The organism is Janthinobacterium glycogeni (assembly GCF_051380725.1).
Lineage (GTDB): Bacteria > Pseudomonadota > Gammaproteobacteria > Burkholderiales > Burkholderiaceae_D > Janthinobacterium.
Genome location: NZ_JBNYXP010000009.1, coordinates 1 through 17,115 on the forward strand (window position 1 = coordinate 1; position 17,115 = coordinate 17,115).

Annotated in this window: 17 protein-coding genes and 1 pseudogene; 8 read left to right on the plus strand and 10 right to left on the minus strand. The window is 61.6% G+C overall.

All coding sequences use genetic code 11. The features are described 5' to 3' along the window. Nucleotides 1-53: 53 nt before the first annotated feature. Nucleotides 54-1,010, minus strand: a complete 957-nt coding sequence (locus tag ACQ4W4_RS20125; RefSeq protein WP_436543450.1) for a transposase — start codon at nucleotides 1,008-1,010, stop codon at nucleotides 54-56. 97 nt (nucleotides 1,011-1,107) lie between these two features. Here ACQ4W4_RS20125 and ACQ4W4_RS20130 point away from each other — a divergent pair, with 97 nt between their 5' ends. Then, on the plus strand, nucleotides 1,108-1,476 hold the full coding sequence (locus tag ACQ4W4_RS20130; protein WP_436543451.1) for a hypothetical protein: 369 nt from the start codon (nucleotides 1,108-1,110) through the stop codon (nucleotides 1,474-1,476). A 716-nt stretch (nucleotides 1,477-2,192) separates the two neighbouring features. Here ACQ4W4_RS20130 and ACQ4W4_RS20135 read toward each other — a convergent pair. Together ACQ4W4_RS20135 and ACQ4W4_RS20140 are read right to left on the minus strand one after the other, a co-directional pair. After that, a pseudogene (locus ACQ4W4_RS20135) lies at nucleotides 2,193-2,414 on the minus strand (transposase); the annotation flags it as partial. A gap of 135 nt (nucleotides 2,415-2,549) precedes the next feature. Then, nucleotides 2,550-4,019 (minus strand): FAD-dependent oxidoreductase, encoded by a 1,470-nt coding sequence (locus ACQ4W4_RS20140; protein WP_436543452.1) that lies wholly within the window; start codon nucleotides 4,017-4,019, stop codon nucleotides 2,550-2,552. Nucleotides 4,020-4,102: 83 nt separating this feature from the next. Here ACQ4W4_RS20140 and ACQ4W4_RS20145 point away from each other — a divergent pair, with 83 nt between their 5' ends. After that, nucleotides 4,103-4,780, plus strand: a complete 678-nt coding sequence (locus ACQ4W4_RS20145) for a TetR/AcrR family transcriptional regulator C-terminal domain-containing protein (RefSeq protein WP_436543453.1) — start codon at nucleotides 4,103-4,105, stop codon at nucleotides 4,778-4,780. Nucleotides 4,781-5,189: 409 nt separating this feature from the next. Here ACQ4W4_RS20145 and ACQ4W4_RS20150 read toward each other — a convergent pair whose 3' ends face one another. From ACQ4W4_RS20150 to ACQ4W4_RS20160, 3 genes are all read right to left on the minus strand, one after another. After that, on the minus strand, nucleotides 5,190-5,723 hold the full coding sequence (locus tag ACQ4W4_RS20150) for an ankyrin repeat domain-containing protein (protein WP_436543454.1): 534 nt from the start codon (nucleotides 5,721-5,723) through the stop codon (nucleotides 5,190-5,192). Nucleotides 5,724-5,851: 128 nt separating this feature from the next. Further along, entirely contained in the window at nucleotides 5,852-6,454 is a 603-nt protein-coding gene (locus tag ACQ4W4_RS20155; protein WP_436543455.1) for a DUF4291 domain-containing protein, read from the minus strand. Between the two features lie 386 nt (nucleotides 6,455-6,840). Continuing rightward, complete coding sequence (locus tag ACQ4W4_RS20160) at nucleotides 6,841-8,040, minus strand: YbfB/YjiJ family MFS transporter (protein ID WP_436543456.1); 1,200 nt, start codon at nucleotides 8,038-8,040, stop codon at nucleotides 6,841-6,843. Between the two features lie 302 nt (nucleotides 8,041-8,342). Here ACQ4W4_RS20160 and ACQ4W4_RS20165 point away from each other — a divergent pair, with 302 nt between their 5' ends. From ACQ4W4_RS20165 to ACQ4W4_RS20185, 5 genes are all read left to right on the plus strand, one after another. Then, nucleotides 8,343-9,017 (plus strand): CsgG/HfaB family protein, encoded by a 675-nt coding sequence (locus ACQ4W4_RS20165; protein WP_070313143.1) that lies wholly within the window; start codon nucleotides 8,343-8,345, stop codon nucleotides 9,015-9,017. A gap of 17 nt (nucleotides 9,018-9,034) precedes the next feature. Further along, complete coding sequence (locus tag ACQ4W4_RS20170; RefSeq protein WP_205602385.1) at nucleotides 9,035-9,394, plus strand: DUF4810 domain-containing protein; 360 nt, start codon at nucleotides 9,035-9,037, stop codon at nucleotides 9,392-9,394. Then, the gene (locus ACQ4W4_RS20175) at nucleotides 9,391-10,053 is read left to right on the plus strand and encodes a DUF799 domain-containing protein (RefSeq protein WP_436543457.1); all 663 of its coding nucleotides are present in this window, start codon (nucleotides 9,391-9,393) and stop codon (nucleotides 10,051-10,053) included. The genes ACQ4W4_RS20170 and ACQ4W4_RS20175 overlap by 4 nt, the downstream gene beginning before the upstream one ends. A gap of 299 nt (nucleotides 10,054-10,352) precedes the next feature. Beyond that, nucleotides 10,353-11,018 (plus strand): response regulator transcription factor, encoded by a 666-nt coding sequence (locus ACQ4W4_RS20180; protein WP_436543458.1) that lies wholly within the window; start codon nucleotides 10,353-10,355, stop codon nucleotides 11,016-11,018. Beyond that, on the plus strand, nucleotides 11,012-12,322 hold the full coding sequence (locus ACQ4W4_RS20185; protein ID WP_436543459.1) for an ATP-binding protein: 1,311 nt from the start codon (nucleotides 11,012-11,014) through the stop codon (nucleotides 12,320-12,322). The genes ACQ4W4_RS20180 and ACQ4W4_RS20185 overlap by 7 nt, the downstream gene beginning before the upstream one ends. 57 nt (nucleotides 12,323-12,379) lie before the next feature. Here ACQ4W4_RS20185 and ACQ4W4_RS20190 read toward each other — a convergent pair whose 3' ends face one another. Both ACQ4W4_RS20190 and ACQ4W4_RS20195 read right to left on the minus strand, forming a co-directional pair. Beyond that, complete coding sequence (locus ACQ4W4_RS20190) at nucleotides 12,380-13,018, minus strand: NAD(P)H-dependent oxidoreductase (protein ID WP_436543460.1); 639 nt, start codon at nucleotides 13,016-13,018, stop codon at nucleotides 12,380-12,382. Nucleotides 13,019-13,138: 120 nt separating this feature from the next. Next, nucleotides 13,139-14,137, minus strand: a complete 999-nt coding sequence (locus ACQ4W4_RS20195) for an aldo/keto reductase (protein WP_436543461.1) — start codon at nucleotides 14,135-14,137, stop codon at nucleotides 13,139-13,141. Nucleotides 14,138-14,235: 98 nt separating this feature from the next. Between ACQ4W4_RS20195 and ACQ4W4_RS20200 the strand changes: the two genes are divergently transcribed. Next, on the plus strand, nucleotides 14,236-15,126 hold the full coding sequence (locus tag ACQ4W4_RS20200) for a LysR family transcriptional regulator (RefSeq protein WP_436543462.1): 891 nt from the start codon (nucleotides 14,236-14,238) through the stop codon (nucleotides 15,124-15,126). Here ACQ4W4_RS20200 and ACQ4W4_RS20205 read toward each other — a convergent pair whose 3' ends face one another. Together ACQ4W4_RS20205 and ACQ4W4_RS20210 are read right to left on the minus strand one after the other, a co-directional pair. Beyond that, nucleotides 15,127-16,209 carry an ATP-binding protein gene (locus ACQ4W4_RS20205; protein ID WP_436543463.1) on the minus strand — a complete coding sequence of 361 codons (1,083 nt, stop codon included), beginning with the start codon at nucleotides 16,207-16,209 and terminating at the stop codon, nucleotides 15,127-15,129. Next, complete coding sequence (locus ACQ4W4_RS20210) at nucleotides 16,209-16,958, minus strand: response regulator (protein WP_436543464.1); 750 nt, start codon at nucleotides 16,956-16,958, stop codon at nucleotides 16,209-16,211. The genes ACQ4W4_RS20205 and ACQ4W4_RS20210 overlap by 1 nt, the downstream gene beginning before the upstream one ends. Nucleotides 16,959-17,115 lie beyond the last annotated feature (157 nt).

Below are 17,115 nucleotides of genomic sequence, written 5' to 3' on the forward strand. Positions count from 1 at the left end.
ACAGGTCGTCAGGAAGAAGGGCGTTGGCCATGGCGCGCCTCCCGAAAACAATGTCAGGTGGGTTTGACCAACTTCGGGGCCGTTTGTTTCTCTGGACGACGTTTTGTTAGGCGCTCTAAATGCCGATACGGCCTGGCTGACTGTCCTGTTCGATACATGAAAAGCGGCGGCGACATGAGACATGGAAAAGCGGTTGGTAGATAAGCGTATGCCATTGCCTCGTCTCTGCTGCTATAGAGGGCTTGATAGTGCGCTAATGTCAGCCTGACAGCGCGGCGCTGCTGCCTTGGTGTATCTCTGAATGCTGCGAAGCGCTGCGATTGCTGATGTGCTGAAATGAAGGTGTCATCGCCTAGAAGAATCTGGTGGCAGGTGCGTGCGAGCGGGCTCGCCTCGCCCATTCCGGCCGCGATAAACCGGCAATAAGCAGGGACTGCCTCGTCGCGCGTAGTGCCAAACTGGTTCAAGAGCCAGTCACGCGTCAACCAGCATGGAGGTAATGCATCGTCCAAAACGTAGTGATGGCTGCTCCAGTACCAGTCATCGGGGGATGCCACCATGTGCGCCCGGACTGGATTCAAGACGATGTAGCGGGCCAATTTCAACAGGTAGTTTTCTTTCTGCACCAAGATAGCTTTGTAGCGACCTTGCAATACGTGTCCTACAAGCTTGTGGTGCCGATTAAAATGCTGGGTATATAAGCCGTTCAGTTGGCGCATGCCCTGCGACAGATTCGCCTCGACCGTTTCAACGAGCAGATGATAATGATTGTTTATTTGGCAAAAGCTATGCACGACAAAATGGTGCCGCTCACATACCAACGCAAGCACTTCTTGCCAGGCAAGGTGATTGGTATCGTCCAGGTAAATGGCGCCGCGCCGGTCGCCGCGCGCAGTAACGTGGTAGAGGCCACCGGCGAACTCAAGTTGCAGTGGTCGTGTCATGCGGTAGACGGTACCGGAGCTATATACATCGGTACTGAGATTGCGGAGAGGTTTGAATGTCGGCATGGCTGAGGCCGCGTTGGAATGGCGGACCTGACCCCGTCTCTCGTGACCCCGTCTCTCGAAAAACGTCCTCCGTATAATCCAGTAAATCATTGATAATATGAAAATTTCTCTCAGTTTTGCAGCAAAAAACCCTCAATTTTTTAAAAAAATACGTCGCATTAGGGCGCAATTTGAAGGTTTTTTTGATGATTTCTCATTGGTGGATTTAACCAACCCAATTCATGAGACAATATTAATTGGGGTGACTGACTCAAGAGAAGATGATTTTTTTGAAATAATTAAAAATAGAGATGGATATTTTCAAACTCTTGCAGGCTTGTACGGCTTTAATGATGATGAAGCATTGAGGGTGAAATTATTCCTCATAGTATCTAAATCAATATCGGCGTGCCCATTTTCAAATCCTGACAGGGAAAAATTTTCTATTCTTTTGAAAAAATGGGAAGGTGAAATAATGAAAGGTTGAGTTTTTCCGATGATCTAAGATTATCGGTATGCACTGTTAAGATCGTGCCTGAATGGCAGACCTGCCTTTGGCCTGCGCTGTAGGCTAACATCGGCTCGACCGGGAGCCAGGGTCAGCGGGAGCCAGGGTCAGGTCCGGCATTCGTACACGATCTCAGCCCTGGCCGTCGCGCTTTGCAGCATCTTGCGCTTTATCAAATGCCGCTACGGCCCGACTGATTGTTCTGCTAGACACGTGAAAAGCGGCGGCGATGTGGGACATGGTAAAAGCGGTTGACAGATAGGCGCGTGCCATGGCCTCGTCTCTGTCGCTATAGCGGGCTTGATATTGTGCTAGTGACAGCGCGACAGCGCGGCGTTGCTGCCTTGGCGTATCTCTGAAGGCTGCGAAACGCTGCGATCGCTGATGTGCCGAAACGAAGGCCTCATCGCCAAGAAGAATCTGGTGGCAGATGCGAGAGAGAGGATTCGCCTCGCCCATCCCGCCTGCGACAAACCGGCAGTACGCTGGGATGGCCTCGTCGCGCGTAGCGCCAAACTGGCTCAGAGCCAGTCACGCGCCAACGAGCACGGAGCTGGCGCGTCATCCAAAAAATAGCGATGACTGCTCCAGTGCCACTCATCGGGTAACACGACCATGTGCGCCCGGACCGGGTTCAATACAAAGAACCAGCGGTATGCCAGATTCATGCCGACTTCTTCGCACAGCTTCCGCTAAGAACGTATGCCCTAGCAGTAACCAATGATCAGCATGCGGGCCATGAGCTCGGGGTCGACTGATGGCCGACCAGTATGGCGGTACGACTGAGCCAAGTTCTCGCGAAACCCGGTCAGGTCGAGGTACTGGTCCACCGCTCTCAGTAGATGGTCTTCGGGAACGCATTCGTTCAGACTAATCAAGACGAACAGCGTCCGTTTGGTTTCCTGACGTCCCATCATCGCAGCCTCCGTCTTTTCTTTGCTTAGACAGCGGCAAATCGTAAAGGTCGCTTGCTCAACTGGAGTTTTTCAACGCCATAGGATCCAAAGTAGCCATTCATCGCGGATTCGGCGTGACGGTAGGCAGCATACGCTTTACTTATGTGCGACGGCATGATCCACATACCCGTCTGGTCGAATGAGCAAGGCATGCACGCCGGCTGGTGTTGCGTGGCGGTTCACGGGAACCGCCTTGACCGTGCCGATCCATCTAGCATCAAGTTGGGGCATGTAGTTGCCGCCTTCGCAATTCGTCATTTGTAATAGCACCCAACGGCCGGTTCGCAAAAAACTGAATAGCGAGGCCAGGCTACCGTTACTGAGTTGCAACTGCCAGTCGGATAGCCGTCGCCCGGTCCAGTCCGGCAAGACGAGCCACCCTTGCGAAACCTCGGTGAGAGGGGCATCGTATCGAATACCGTAGCCGGACAGATCATGTGCGAGCGCTGCATTGAGCGCAGGGATTTTCATCAGCTCACTGAACATCTCTCGCAGCTTCAGTCCCGGTGCATCGAACGAATTCATCATCAACGCGCTTTGCGCCAAGGTGTTGTCGTACAGTGCCGCTCCCACGGCGTGTCGCTCGTGATGGTAGCTGTCGAGCAGGGAGTCGGGAGCGTACCCTCGCACAACGCCAGCGAGCTTCCAGCCCAGGTTCATCGCGTCCTGCATGCCCACATTCATGCCCTGTCCGCCGGCGGGAAGATGAATATGTGCGGCATCACCGACCAGCAGGAAGCGATCTTTGCGGTAAGCGGCGGCGAGACGGGTTTCGTTCGAAAAGCGCGACAGCCATTGCGGTGTATGCAGGCCGAAGTCCTGACCTGCCACCCTGCGGGCCGAAGTCGATAACTCGTCGAGCGTCACGGGCGTGGCCGCAGGCACACCCATCCGCTCCGCATCGACCACTATCACCCGGTGCATGCCCGTGCTCAATGGGACCACCATCAAGCCCCCTGCAGCGTTAGTCATACTAAGAATTGGTGTGGCGGGCGGCGTACCGAGACAAACGTCGCCCAGCATGGCGGTCTTTGTGGCCGGCAAGCCATCGAACGCGATGCCCGCGTTCTGGCGTACCAGGCTGCGCGCACCGTCCGCACCGATCACATAGCTGCAAGAAAGGCCGAAAGGGCTGCCGCTTTGTCGGCCTTTCACAAAAACGCCGGTCGACGTTTCAACGATGCCTTCCACCGTGGCGTTTCGGCGCACCGCGACGCCAAGCTCATTTGCCCATGCCTCCAGTAATTGCTCCGTCACACTCTGTGGGATGAACAAGGTATACGGAAACGTGGTGTCAAGAACAGAGAAATCGAGGCGAGTGTCAAGACCGGCAAAGTGCCCCATGGGAATCTTTTTCCCACGTTCCAAGAAGCGATCGGCCACGCCCCGCTGTGCCAGCATTTCCACCGTCCTGCCGTGCATGGTAAGGGCACGCGATTGTGCTATCGGCTCCGCACGCCGCTCCAGCACGGTGACATGCAGGCCAGCGAGCCGCAACTCACACGCCAGGGTCAAGCCAACAGGGCCTGCGCCCACCACGATTACATCAGCATTATCAAGTTTCATTTCGCACTCCAATCTAACGTTGTTAGGTAAAAATTTCATGTTAAACTAACGACGTTAGCCTGTCAAACACGAAACTGATAAGTATGAAAATTCAACGTGAAACCGTGATCGCAGCCGCTTTGGATCTGCTCGACGAAGTAGGTATCGATGGTCTTACAATGCGCCGTCTTGCCCAAAAACTAGATATTAAAGCAGCGTCGCTTTATTGGCATTTCACCAACAAACAGGCTTTGATGGATGGCATGGCGGATGCTTTGATGGAAGGGGTCGCCCGCAAGGAATTGGCCGGGCCAGCTCGGTCGCCCAGCTGGCCCGTTGCGGTCAGCGCAACCGCGCACGACATCCGGCGTGCGCTACTCAAGCGACGTGACGGTGCACGCGTCTACGCAGGCACGTATGTCACCACCGACAATGTCTTCCGTGTTGCCGAGGCATTAATCGCCCCTTTATGCGAGGCGGGGGCCTCGACTCGCCTAGCGTCCTGGGGTGCTTTCAGCATCCTCTATTACGTGACTGGTTTCGTAACGGAAGAGCAGCCGCTGGTGCATCTGAAGGCAGAATCCGCGAACATCGAACGGCAACGGGAGCAATTTGCAGCGCTGGCGGCCCATCGCTATCCTCATGCTCTGGCAGCGATGGACGATCTGTTTGATATGGATTTTGATGCACGATTCGAGCTGGGCCTCGATCTTCTCATTACCGGGCTTGACGTCAGGATCAAAGAGGAGAGAAGGGGAAAAACGGAAAAAATAGCCCCCTAAGCCGATGGCGCATCTTTGAAGGGTTTTCCAACCAAAATGACAGGCCGCTTTCGGCCCAAGCTGTGTAAAAACGCAAAGCGGACATCAAGCTGGGGACACTCGACCTCTCAAAGCAGCGGCTAACGTTGCTCACACGGTGAAGGTCTGCTCTTGGCCTTGGTGTCTCCTATCCCGGCCGCGACAAACCGGCAATAGCGGATTTTGCAGGTGAGGGTATTTTTGAGGGTGTCGGCAACTGAATGGTTTGGAAAGCGCTGAAAAATCAAGCGCTTAGCCAGCTCGTTGACCATCGAATGAAATCTCCCATCGGGCACCTTAAGGCAGTGCCGGATCCGTGAGATAGCCAAGCTGCTGATTTTAGCTTTTTAGCTAGGGGGAGTCGCAAAACCGCCGGCGAAACCTGCATCGGCTAAGCCGTCTGTCCCAAGCCGACCAGCCGTGCCAGGGTTTCCTGCGCATTCATGGATTTGGCTAACGAGACGGCGCTCATGCCGCGGCTGTCCACGGCATCGATGCGGGCGCCGTGTTGCAGCAGCAGGTCGAGGATGGCGAGGCGGTTGAACATGGCGGCCATCATCAACGGTGTCTTGCCGTCCGGGCTGGCGCCATCCACGCTGGCGCCGTGCTGGAGCAGCAATTCGGCGATGTCCTGGTAGCCCTTGTAGGCCACGCCGGCCAGCGGCGTCTGGCCCTGGTCGTTGGGCACGTCGGCGTCGGCGCCCGCCTCGAGCAGCAGGCGAGACGTTTCCAGGTGGCCATGGTAGCTGGCCAGCATGATCAGGCTGTCGCCTTTTTCGTTGCGGAAGTTGACCGGGACGCCCTGGGCGACCATGGCGCCCAGTTGCAGCGTATCGCCTTCGCGCACCAGGGCAAACAGGCCCTGGATGAATGCCAATGTTTCGGCATCCATCGTTGGCGGGAGTTTTCGGGTATCGGTATTCATCGTGTTCTTTCCGCGAAGGTGGGCTATGCCTTTAGTCTACTATGCGGTCGGCGCAAACGCATTTTCCGCCAGGCCGGCACGGCGCCGATGACGGAGAACCGCAATCAGCATATAGCTACTGCCGGCGCTCAGGACTGATGGAATGCTGACGAGTACGGTCTCTCTTTCGGCAGCAGGTGCCTAGCTTCCTCTAACTTCTCTTGAATAAGCAATCCGTGAATGGCGTGGGCCAGTGGCGTCACGTCCTCTATCCTTGTAATCCATTTCTGTACATAAAGTTCAACGGCTTCTTTGCCGAGGCCAATCTGAATGGCTCTGTGCAGTTGCGGCTGCAACAGCAGATCCCGTTCCGGATCCCACTGAATGCGCACGGGTGATGCTTCTTTTCTCTCTGCCCATTCATCCTTGCTGATGGACGCGTCTGCGTGACTCAGGCAGCCGTGCTCCAGTGCCCATTCAAATCCTGATCTGCTGATATCGATCGCCAGAATACGTTTTTGTCCGACGTCTTTGAATCCCCATCCGGCGCGATACATCATCCATAAAAAAGATGGCTTAATCCAGGTCATGCGTTCCATCTTAAATGGCGGCGAGGTGAATGTGCCATGCGCCAGAGCCGCCTCTGCGATTACATCGGAATAGGCTTGATATACGCGTATGGTTGCTTCGTCGTAGGCAGCCCTGATCTGACGATGAGGGATTGCTGTTGCCCTTTGACTATGATCTTGCATTTTTACCTCGTAGACACCGGAATAGGCCCGGCAAGTTGAACAATGATGCCGGCAAGGCCGTTGTCCCGTGCGGATGGCTTGGCACACCGTAGTTGCAGCCGAGCCTTCTCCGCTTGACTGACCTTGTCGCCAGTCACCGGGGGACGGCTATTTATTTCTCGTGCGCCTGAAATCGGTGGCGAAATTTGAAATTGGACAGGTTTAATCCATTGATGTTGAAGAATTGGCCCTCAAGTTTTAATCATATCGGTTCGGCTTCTCGGTGCTCCGCCTGATAATGTCCATTATTAAACCATATTGAAAAATACATGTGATTTTTATATCGGAGCCGATGGTGTATGCGGGGGCGTGGGATTCCAACAAGGGCGCCAGATGAAGACAGCCGCTCACACGCCCGCCGCCAGCGCTTTTTGCCGCGATGCCAATGCCGCGCCGATGAACAGGGCGATGGCTGAGGCGATCAAGCCCCGTTCCAGTCCGGCCGGGCCGTCGGCGATCCCGCCGACCACCATGGGGCCGATGATCTGGCCCAGCGCGAACACCGTCGTGTAGGCGCTGATGCCGGCCGTCCAGGATTGCTGCGGCAAATTATGCCGCACCAGGGCCGTGGTCGACGCCACCGCCGACAGGAACACGGCGCCGAAGACCAGGCCGGAAAGGAACACGACGGGTGCAAAGCTCGTCAGTGCGGGCAGGATGGTGACTGCGCCCAGTACGCCATTCAGGATCGCCAGCGATTCGCCGCCTTTGTAGCGGTCCAGCATGCGCGCCCAGATGCGCGACGACGCCACCACCGCCAGCCCCAATAGGGTGTAGAACACGGTGATCAGGTTGGCACTCATGCCTTGCTGCTTGAGCAGGGCGATGACGAAGGTCATGTAGCCGATGTAGCCGACGCCAAACATGAAATAGCCGGCCAGGCTGGGAGAAAAGTCGCGCCAGGCGAAGGGCCGCGGCGTGTCGAGGGCGCGCGGCGCTTCGCCGATCGTTTTGGCTGGCAGGGCCATGAGGGCGGTGGCGGCCAGGCAGGCGAGTCCCAGGGCCAGCCACGGCCATTGCCAGGCATGCGCGGCGCCGTGCTCTTGCGCGGCGGCCAATGCCGCCGGCACCAGCAGGGCCGACAGCGCGATGCCGAAGCCCGTGCCGCCGTAATACAGGCCGATGTAGAAGCCGGCGCGCTGGCTGTGCATGGCACCGAGCCGCGCCGCCAGCACGCCGCCGGCGATGAAGATGAAGGCGCTGGCCACGCCCGCGCACACGCGCTGCAGGAACAGGGCGGCCGTATCGCTGACCAGGCCCGACATCAGCATGAAGACGCTGGCCAGCAGGCAGCCGGCGATCAGCAAGCGCCACACGCCCAGGCGGCGCATCAGCGCCGGCGTGGCCAGGGCGCCGAGAAAATAGCCGAGCGCATTGAAGGTGTTCATGGCCCCGGCCAGCAGGTAGGACCAGCCCAGATCGGCACGCATGGGCGGCAGCAGCAAGCCATAGGAAAAGCGCGACAGGCCCAGGGCGACGGCGGCGCCCAGCGAGAGCGCCAGCGCCGTGGCCAGCGGATGGGACGGGGAACGATCGTATGTCGGCATGGCCTTGGGGTCCATCCAGGTGAGCGTGCGGTGGCGGACAAGGTTCTGTGGCCGGCAGTGGCATGCGGCGCTGACGGCGCGCCGTTGCTGTTTCCTTCTACTTTACTGCCAAGTTAATGAATCGGACCCGGGAAGTCAAGCAGGACCGCGTCTGGAAATGGCGGGAACAATGCGATCTTTGCCATCGTTACTTTTGGAGAGAATTGTGAGACATGCAATCCCATATAATTGCAATTAGGAAATTAACTTGCCAAAATTCAATTTTGCGGGTTGCTCCTGATCCTCCATATCTTAAGGGCACTATGAACAAGAATAAACCTGGCGCGTTGTTGATGGCAGCGCTGATTGGTGCGGCGTTGGCTGGCTGCGCTTCCGAATCGTCGCAAGCCCTGGCTGTTCCCACAGTCGCCAGCGCGGCCCGACCTTACGTTGGTCCACGCACGCTGATCGCTGTCGGCAAGTTCGACAACCGCTCCAACTTCATGCGCGGCATCTTTTCCGATGGCGTCGACCGCCTGGGCAGCCAGTCGAAGACGATCCTGATCGCACACCTGCAGACGTCCAACCGCTTCAACGTCCTCGACCGCGACAACATGGCCGAACTCAAGCAGGAAGCGGACTTCAAGAAGCAAGGCCAGAACATCAAGGGCGCGGACTTCGTCGTCACCGGCGACGTGACCGAATTCGGCCGCAAGGAAGTGGGCGACAAGCAATTGTTCGGCATCATGGGGCGCGGCAAGACGCAAGTGGCGTATGCCAAAGTCACCTTGAATGTCGTCAATATCGCTACGTCCGAGGTCGTGTATTCGGCCGGCGGCGCCGGCGAATACAGCCTGTCGAACCGCGAAGTGCTGGGTTTTGGCGGCACCGCCAGCTATGACGCGACCCTCAACGGCAAAGTCCTGGACCTGGCCATGCGCGAAGCGGTCGAGCGCCTGGTGGCCGGCGTCGAAGCGGGCGCATTGCGCAAACAATAAGGTATCCCATGACAACAATGATGAACAAGGGCGCAGCCCTGCTGGCTATGCTCGCCTGTGCCGCCCTGACCGGTTGCGCCACGCAATCGAAGACCCTGTACCAATGGGAAGGCTACCAGCCGCAAGTGTACGAATACCTGAAGGGCGAAAGCCCGGAGCAGCAGATGGCCGCCATGGAAAAAGACCTGCAAGTGATCGCTGCGAAAGGCAATCACGCGCCGCCGGGCTTCCATGCCCACCTGGGCATGCTGTACTCGATCGCCGGCAAGCCGGAGCAGGTCGCCGCGCAATTCGAAGACGAGAAGAAACTTTTCCCGGAATCGACGCCGTACATGGACTTCCTGTTGGGTAAATTGAAAAAAGGCGAGAAATTATGATGTCGCGCATGTTGAAAATGGCCCTGTGCCTGGGTCCCGCCATCTTCATGGTCGGTTGCGCCACCAAGCAGGCCGCGTATGACTATACGGCCTTCAAGGCCGCCAAGCCCCGTTCCATCGTGGTCTTGCCGCCGTTGAACAACTCGCCGGAAGTCAATGCCGGCAACAGCGTCTACGCGCAAGTGACGTATCCGCTGGCCGAAGCGGGCTACTATGTGCTGCCGGTGGCTGTGGTCGGTGAAACCTTCAAGCAGAACGGCTTGACGAATGCGGCCGATATCCACGGCGTCGATGCCAAGAAGCTCAACGAGATCTTTGGCGCCGATGCCGGCCTGTACGTGACGATTTCCAAGTACGGCACGACGTACACCGTGATCGACAGCGTGACGGTGGTGGCGGTCGATGCCAAGCTGGTCGACCTGAAGACGGGCGCCTTGCTGTGGCAGGGCGCAGCCAGCGCGTCTAGCAACGAAGGCAATAACAGCGGTGGCAGCGGCCTGATCGGCGCCCTGGTGACGGCGGCGGTCAAGCAGATCATCAACACCAGCACCGATGCCAGCCATCCTATCGCCGGCACGGCGAATGCGCGCCTGCTGTCGGCCGGTGTGCCGAACGGCCTGCTGTACGGCCCGCGTTCGGAACGCTACCTGGCGCAGTAAGCGTCCTGCTGCACCCGCGCAGGCCCTGCATCCGCCAGGGTCTGTCGCCGGCCTGCCAGGCCCGTGTCGAAAGGCATGCCTGGCAGCGCCGAACCGTTCGCCTACGATCACCGATCATCATCCCCACCGACATGCGCGCTGCCGTCCCGGACATGCAGTAGTCCACGCTGCCGGTTACGGTCACCGCAAGGAACGTTGCCTTGAGCCGCAAGCGGGGCTTGCGAGACTTCGACCGGCGCAAGCCCACTTTCCCCAGCCACGTTAAGATAGCGGTATTTTCAAGACTGCGAGGGGCCCAGGTGCGCGTGTTGCTGGTGGAAGACGATCCGATGATCGGGGAAAGCCTGGTCGAGGGCTTGCGCGGCGAGTGCTATGCCGTGGACTGGGTGCGCGACGGCCACGATGCGGAGCTGGCGCTGGTCGGGTTCGCCTACGATCTGATGCTGCTGGACCTGGGCTTGCCCGGCAAGCAGGGCATGGACGTGCTGCGCGCCATGCGCGCGCGGGGCGCCGAGTTGCCCGTGCTGATCATCACGGCGCGCGACGGCACGCCGGCCCGCGTGGAAGGGCTCGACAGCGGCGCCGACGATTACCTGGTCAAACCGTTCGACCTCGACGAGCTGCTGGCGCGCATCCGCGCGCTGCTGCGCCGCCGCGTCAGCCGTTCGCGCTCCGTCATCGAACATGGCGCGCTGATCCTCGACCTGGCCAGCCACGACGTCACGTTCGAGGGCGAGCAGATCAAGCTGCCGCCGCGCGAGTTTTCCGTGCTGCGCGCCTTGCTCGACCATCCGGGCAAGGTGGTGTCGAAGCGTCAGCTGAGCGAAAAGCTGTACGGCTGGGATTGCGAAGTGGAAAGCAATACCGTCGACGTGTACGTCTACCAGCTGCGCAAGAAGCTGGGCGCGGACGCCATCCAGACCGTGCGCGGCGTGGGCTACAAGATGCGGGTGGCATCTTGCTGACCATCCGCCGCCAATTACTGCTCGGTTTGCTGGCCGCTACCTTGCTGTGCGTGCTCGGCGCCGGCATTTCGCTGTTCCGCTCGCTGCTGGAAGAAACCAATGAACTGGCCGATTTGCAGCTGCGCCAGCTGGCCGTGGCCTTGCCCGACGAGTTCGAGCCGCAGGCGGGCCTGGCCGCCGCGCAGGAGCCGGAAGAGGCGTTCGTGCTGCAGGCGTGGGACGAGGACGGCCAGCCATTGCCCGTCCTGCAGGGCCAGCCGGCATTGCCGCGCTATGCGCTGGCCGGCTTTGCCGATGTCAGCTTGCACGGCGAGGACTGGCGCCTGTACGGCGAGACGCGGCGCGGCCGCTACGTGCAGGTGGCGCAGGCGCAGGCCGTGCGCGACCAACTGGCCTGGCAGATGACCATGCGCGCCGGCGCGCCCCTGCTGGTGTTCGCGCTGATCCTGGCGCTGCTGATCGTCGCCGTCGTGGGACGGGCGCTGGCGCCGCTGCACCGGCTGGCCGAATCCGTGGCGGGCCGTTCGCCGGACGCCCTGACGCCGCTGGCGGCCGACGACATGCCGCCCGAACTGCGGCCCGTGGCGCTGGCGCTCAACAGCCTGATGGGACAGTTCGAGGCGGCGCTGACGGCGCAGCGCACCTTTGTCGCCGATGCCGCGCATGAATTGCGCTCGCCGCTGACGGCGCTGAAACTGCAGCTGCAGGTGGCCGAACGGGCCGGCAGCGAGGCAGAATGCCGGGTGGCGCTGGCGCGGCTGCATGAACGGCTGGACCGCAGCACGCACCTCGTACGGCAATTGCTCAGCCTGGCGCGCCATGAAACGGCGCTCACGGCCAGCCAGCTGCACACGGTGGACCTGGGACAGTTGCTGGAAGCAGCCGTGGCCGACCACAGCGCCCTGGCCGACAGCCGCGCGATCGACCTGGGCGTAGTGGATGCGCTGCCGGCCCCGGTGCTGGTGCAGGCCGATCCCGATGGCTTGCAGGTCTTGCTGAATAACCTGATCGACAACGCCTTGCGCTACACGCAGCAGGGCGGCCGGGTCGATCTGCAGGCGGCGCTGGAAGGGGGGCGGCCCCTGCTGCGCGTGTCCGACAACGGCCCCGGCGTGCCAAGCCAGCACCATGCACGGCTGTTCGACCGCTTCTTCCGCCCCGACGGCAACGACGCCTGGGGCTGCGGCCTGGGCCTGTCCATCGTGCGCCACATCGCCGAGCACCACCAGGCCGATATCGCGCTGGCCGAAGGCGAGGCGGGGCGGGGCCTGCAGGTAACGGTGCGCTTTCCGCAGGCGGCTTGAACGAAAAAAAAGCGGATGCCGGCGAGGGCATCCGCTTTTCAGTCACGATCGAGGCGCTTACGCCAGCTCGGTGATGAATTGCGCGCGCGCGGGGCGCACTTTTTTCAGGTCCACCAGCCAGTCGCCTTCGTCGGCGCGGTAGCCGAGCGGCAGCATGACGACGGAGCGCAAGCCTTTTTCGCGCAGCTTCAGGATGTCGTCGACCTTGGCCGGGTCAAAACCTTCCATCGGCGTCGAATCGACTTTTTCCTGCGCCGCGGCGATCAGGGCCGTGCCTACGCCGATGTAGGCCTGGCGCGCCGCGTGCTGGTAGTTGGTCTCGGCATCGCGCTGCGGATACGTGGCCAGGATTTGCTGGCGGTACGCTTCCCAGCCTTCATTCCTGAAGCCGCGCACGGTGTTGACCAGGTCAAAGCGGGCGTTGATGCGTTCGACCGTGTAATTGTCCCAGGCGGCAAACACCAGCAGGTGCGAGGCGTCCGTCACTTGCGACTGGTTCCACGCATGCGGCTTGATCTGCTCGCGCAGGGCCGGATTCGTCACGACGAACACTTCATAAGGGTGCAGTCCGCTGGAGCTGGCCGTCAGGCGCACGGCTTCCAGGATGCGCTCGACCTTGTCTTGCGGCACCGTTTTCGTCGGGTCCATTTTCTTGGTGGCGTAGCGCCATTGCAGTGTTTCGAGCAAATCGGACATGTAAATCCCTTTCATAATGAATAGTTCAGATTGGAAATGATAGCGGATTCAGCCATTTCAAGTGCAAAGGGCAAAAGAACTGTCGTTCGTACTCAAGTTAGCGCACTCGAGTACGGTTGTCTACAGGCCAACCATGGCAAGTTCCACGTCCGGGTAGCGCGCGCCTTGCACGCTCGCGGGCGCGATGGCGGCGCCGATGGCGGCCAGCTCGCTTTCGCTCAGGGTAATCCGCGCGGCGGCCACGTTCTCTTCCAGGTGCGCCAGGCTGCGGGCGCCGGGAATCGGCACGATGTCAGCGCCTTGCGCCAGCAGCCAGGCCAGGGCCAGCTGGGCGGCCGTGGCGCCGCGCGCCGCCGCCAGGCGCTGCAGTCCGGCAACCATGTGCGCGTTGGCCGCCATCGCCGGCGGCTGGAAGCGGGGCAGGCTGTGGCGGTAATCGTCCGGCGCCAGCACGGCGCTGGATGCGAGCCGCCCCGTCAGGAAGCCCCGGCCCAGCGGGCTGTAGGGTACCAAGCCGATGCCCAGTTCTCGGCAGGCGGGCAGCACTTCCGCTTCCACGTCGCGGCTCCACAGCGAGTATTCGGACTGCACGGCCGCAATCGGGTGCACGGCGTGGGCGCGGCGCAGGGTGGCGGCCGACACTTCCGACAGCCCCAGGTGGCGCACCTTGCCCGCCCGTACCAGCTCGGCCATGACGCCCACGACCTCTTCGATGGGCACGGCCGGGTCCACGCGGTGCTGGTACAGCAAGTCGATGCACTCGATGCCGAGCCGGGACAGCGAACCGTCCACGGCTTGCACGATGTGTTCGGGGCGGCTGTCGACACCGGCCATGCGCTCGACGCCTGTACCGTGCGGCAAGATCTTGAAGCCGAACTTGGTGGCGATGCTCACCTTGCCGCGCAGCTGTTTCAGGGCGCGGCCCACTAAGTCCTCGTTGGCATAGGGGCCGTACACTTCCGCCGTGTCGATCAGGGTCACGCCCAGCTCCACGGCGCGGTGCAGCACGCGCAGCGAGGTGGCCTCGTCCGCGCCGCCATAGGCAAAGCTCATGCCCATGCAGCCCAGGCCGATAGGGGCGACGCGCAAGCCGGAGTTGCCCAATGTTCTGTGTTCCATTGTCATTCCTTTTCAAAAGAGAGGCAATCAGTATGCTGGAAGGAACTGCGTGCGATAAGATCGCTAATCCTGCATGTATTACTGAATATGGCTCATGAATGATGACTGACCTGAATGAATTGACGGCCTTTGCCGCTGTCGCCCGCCTGCGCAGCTTTCGCAAGGCGGCGCTGGAACGGGGCGTGTCCGCCTCCGCCCTCAGCCACGCATTGCGCGCGCTGGAAGAGCGCCTGGGCGTGCGCCTGCTGAACCGCACCACGCGCAGCGTCACGCCGACGGAGGCGGGGCGGCAGCTGCTGGCGCGGCTGGGGCCGGCCATTCGCGAAATCGACGATGCCTTGCAGGACTTGAGCGCCTTGCAGGATGTTCCCGCAGGCACGCTGCGCCTGAACGTGCCCCGTCCGGCCGCGCGGCTGCTGCTCGCGCCCATGCTGGCCGGTTTTGTCGCGCGCTATCCACGCGTGCAGGTCGAGGTGGTCACCGATGACGGCATGATCGATATCGTGCGCGACGGTTTTGACGCGGGCATCCGCTTCGGCGAACAGGTGGCGGCCGACATGATCGCCGTGCCCGTGGGCGCGCCGCAGCCGTTCGTGGTGGTGGCGTCGCCCGTCTACCTGGCGGCGCATGGGGCGCCAGGCACGCCGCGCGACTTGCTGGCGCACGCCTGCATAGGCCGGCGCTTTCCCAGCGGGCGCCAGTATGCGTGGGAGTTCGGGCAGGATGGGGAAGCCGTCAGCATCGCCGTCGGCGGGCCGCTGGTGTTCGATGACGATGAACTGATGCTGCGCGCGGCCCGCGACGGGGCGGGACTGGCGTATGTGTACGAAGCCGACGCGCGCGCCGATATCGCGGCGGGGCGCCTGGCGTGCGTGCTGGAGCGCTGCCTGCCGCCGCCGTCCCGTTACTTCCTGTACTACCCCGGCCGGCGGCAGATGCCGGCCGTGCTGCGCGCCTTTGTCGACATGCTGCGCGCGCCGGCGATATAGTCAGCCGGCAGGCGGGGCCGCATGCTCGACCGGCCACTTGACGGTAAACACGCTGCCGCCCGCCTTGCCGCGCGTGCAGGCGGCGCTGCCGCCGTGCGCGCGCGCGATGGCTTCGACCACGGCCAGGCCCAGGCCGCTGCCCGCGTTCAGGTCGCCGCCGTCGCTGTCGCCGCGGCGGAACGCCTCGAACACGTGCGGCGCCAGTTCCTTGGAAATGCCGGGGCCCGCATCCTCGACGCTCAGGTAGTACTGGCCGGCCTGCACGCGGGTGCGCACGCGCAGCAGGCCCGGATGCGCATAGCGGCGCGCGTTGTCGAGCAGGGCCAGCACGATTTGCCGGATGCGCGCCGCGTCGCAGCAGACGGGATGGTCGGACAGGTGCAATTGCAGGGTAAAGCCGGCCGCTTCCATCTCCTGCGCCAGCAGGCGGCCCACTTCCTCGATTTCCAGGGTCAGGTCCGTCCACGCCATGCGCAGCTGCATGTGGCCGCTGTCGGCCAGGCTCAGGGTGCGCAAGTCCTCGATCAGGCGGCCCAGGTCCTCGACTTGCGCCAGCAGGCTGGAAAACGGCACTTCCTCGGGCTTGAAGACGCCGTCGACGACGCCTTGCAAGGTGCCGCGCAGGATCGTCACGGGCGTGCGCAATTCGTGCGCGATGGCCGCATTCCACGTTTCGCTTTCCTTGGCCGCCCGCTGCAGGCGCTCGGCCATGCTGTTGAAGTCGTCGACCAGCATGGCCGTCTCGCCCAGGCTGCGGTCGCCCGCGAAGGCGCGCGCGGACAGGTCGCCATGGGCCACGCGGCGCACGCTGTCCATCACGGAATTGATCGGCTTGAGGATGCGCGCAGCGAGCTTGATGGCGGAAAAGGCGGCCAGCCCCAGTCCGAAGACGGTGATGGCGAAGATCCACAGCCATTCGGCCGTCGTCGGCGACCAGTCGTCCGGGTCGGACAGCATGCCGGGATCGATCTTGAAGGCGATGGCGAAGAAGGTCCAGGAACCGATCCAGATGATCAGGATGCCGCTGACCATCAGCACGGACATCGACAGCACGATCTGCCGGTTCAAGCCCGTGAAGCGCATCAGAGCTCGCTTTCCAGGCGGTAGCCCACGCCGCGCAGGCTGGCCGGCATGTTCATCACCCCCGCTTCTTCCAGCTTCTTGCGCAGCTTGCTGACGTGGCTGTCCACCGTGCGTTCCATGGAATTGCTCTCGGGCATGCATGACTCCAGCAATTCCAGGCGGCTGCAGACGCGGCGCGGCGTGCGCGCCAGGTGGGCCAGCAGGCGGAACTCCGTCAAGGTCAGGCTCAAAGGCACGGGCGCGCCTTCGCGCAGCACGCTGGCCACATAGGTTTCCTGGTCGATCTCGATGGGGCCGCAGCGCAGGCGCTGGCCGCCGACGGGGTGGTGGCGCACGCGCGAGCGGCGCAGCACGGCCGCCACGCGCGCCACTACTTCGGCCGGATTGAAGGGCTTGATGATGTAGTCGTCGGCGCCCACGCGCAGGGCGGCCAGTTTGTCGGCATCCTGGTCGCGCGCCGTCAGCATGATAACGGGCGTCTCGCCGCGCCGCCGCACTTCGGCCAGCACGCCCCAGCCGTCGATACGCGGCATCTGCACGTCGAGCAGCAGCAGGTCCGGCGCCAGCGCCAGATGCTGTTGCAGCGCTTCCTGGCCGTCGTGCGCGAAGGCCGTGCGGTAGCCGTCGCGCTCGAGATAACCGGCGAGGATGCGGGCGATTTGCGGTTCATCTTCGGCGATCAGGACGAGGGCGGAAGGGGGCGTGGTGGCAAGAAACGAGGGCTGGCTGGCGCTGTGATGATAGTTCATGCAAATAGTCTAGCATTCTTCGCGCTCTCCATCGAATCTCCACATTTCTTTGACGGAACATCCACGCAGGACTTTTATGCTGCGCCTATCTGTCGACCGGACCGCCGGTTGGGATCCGCCATAGAGAAAAGTCATGCCAGTAAAGTACCCCACCAGG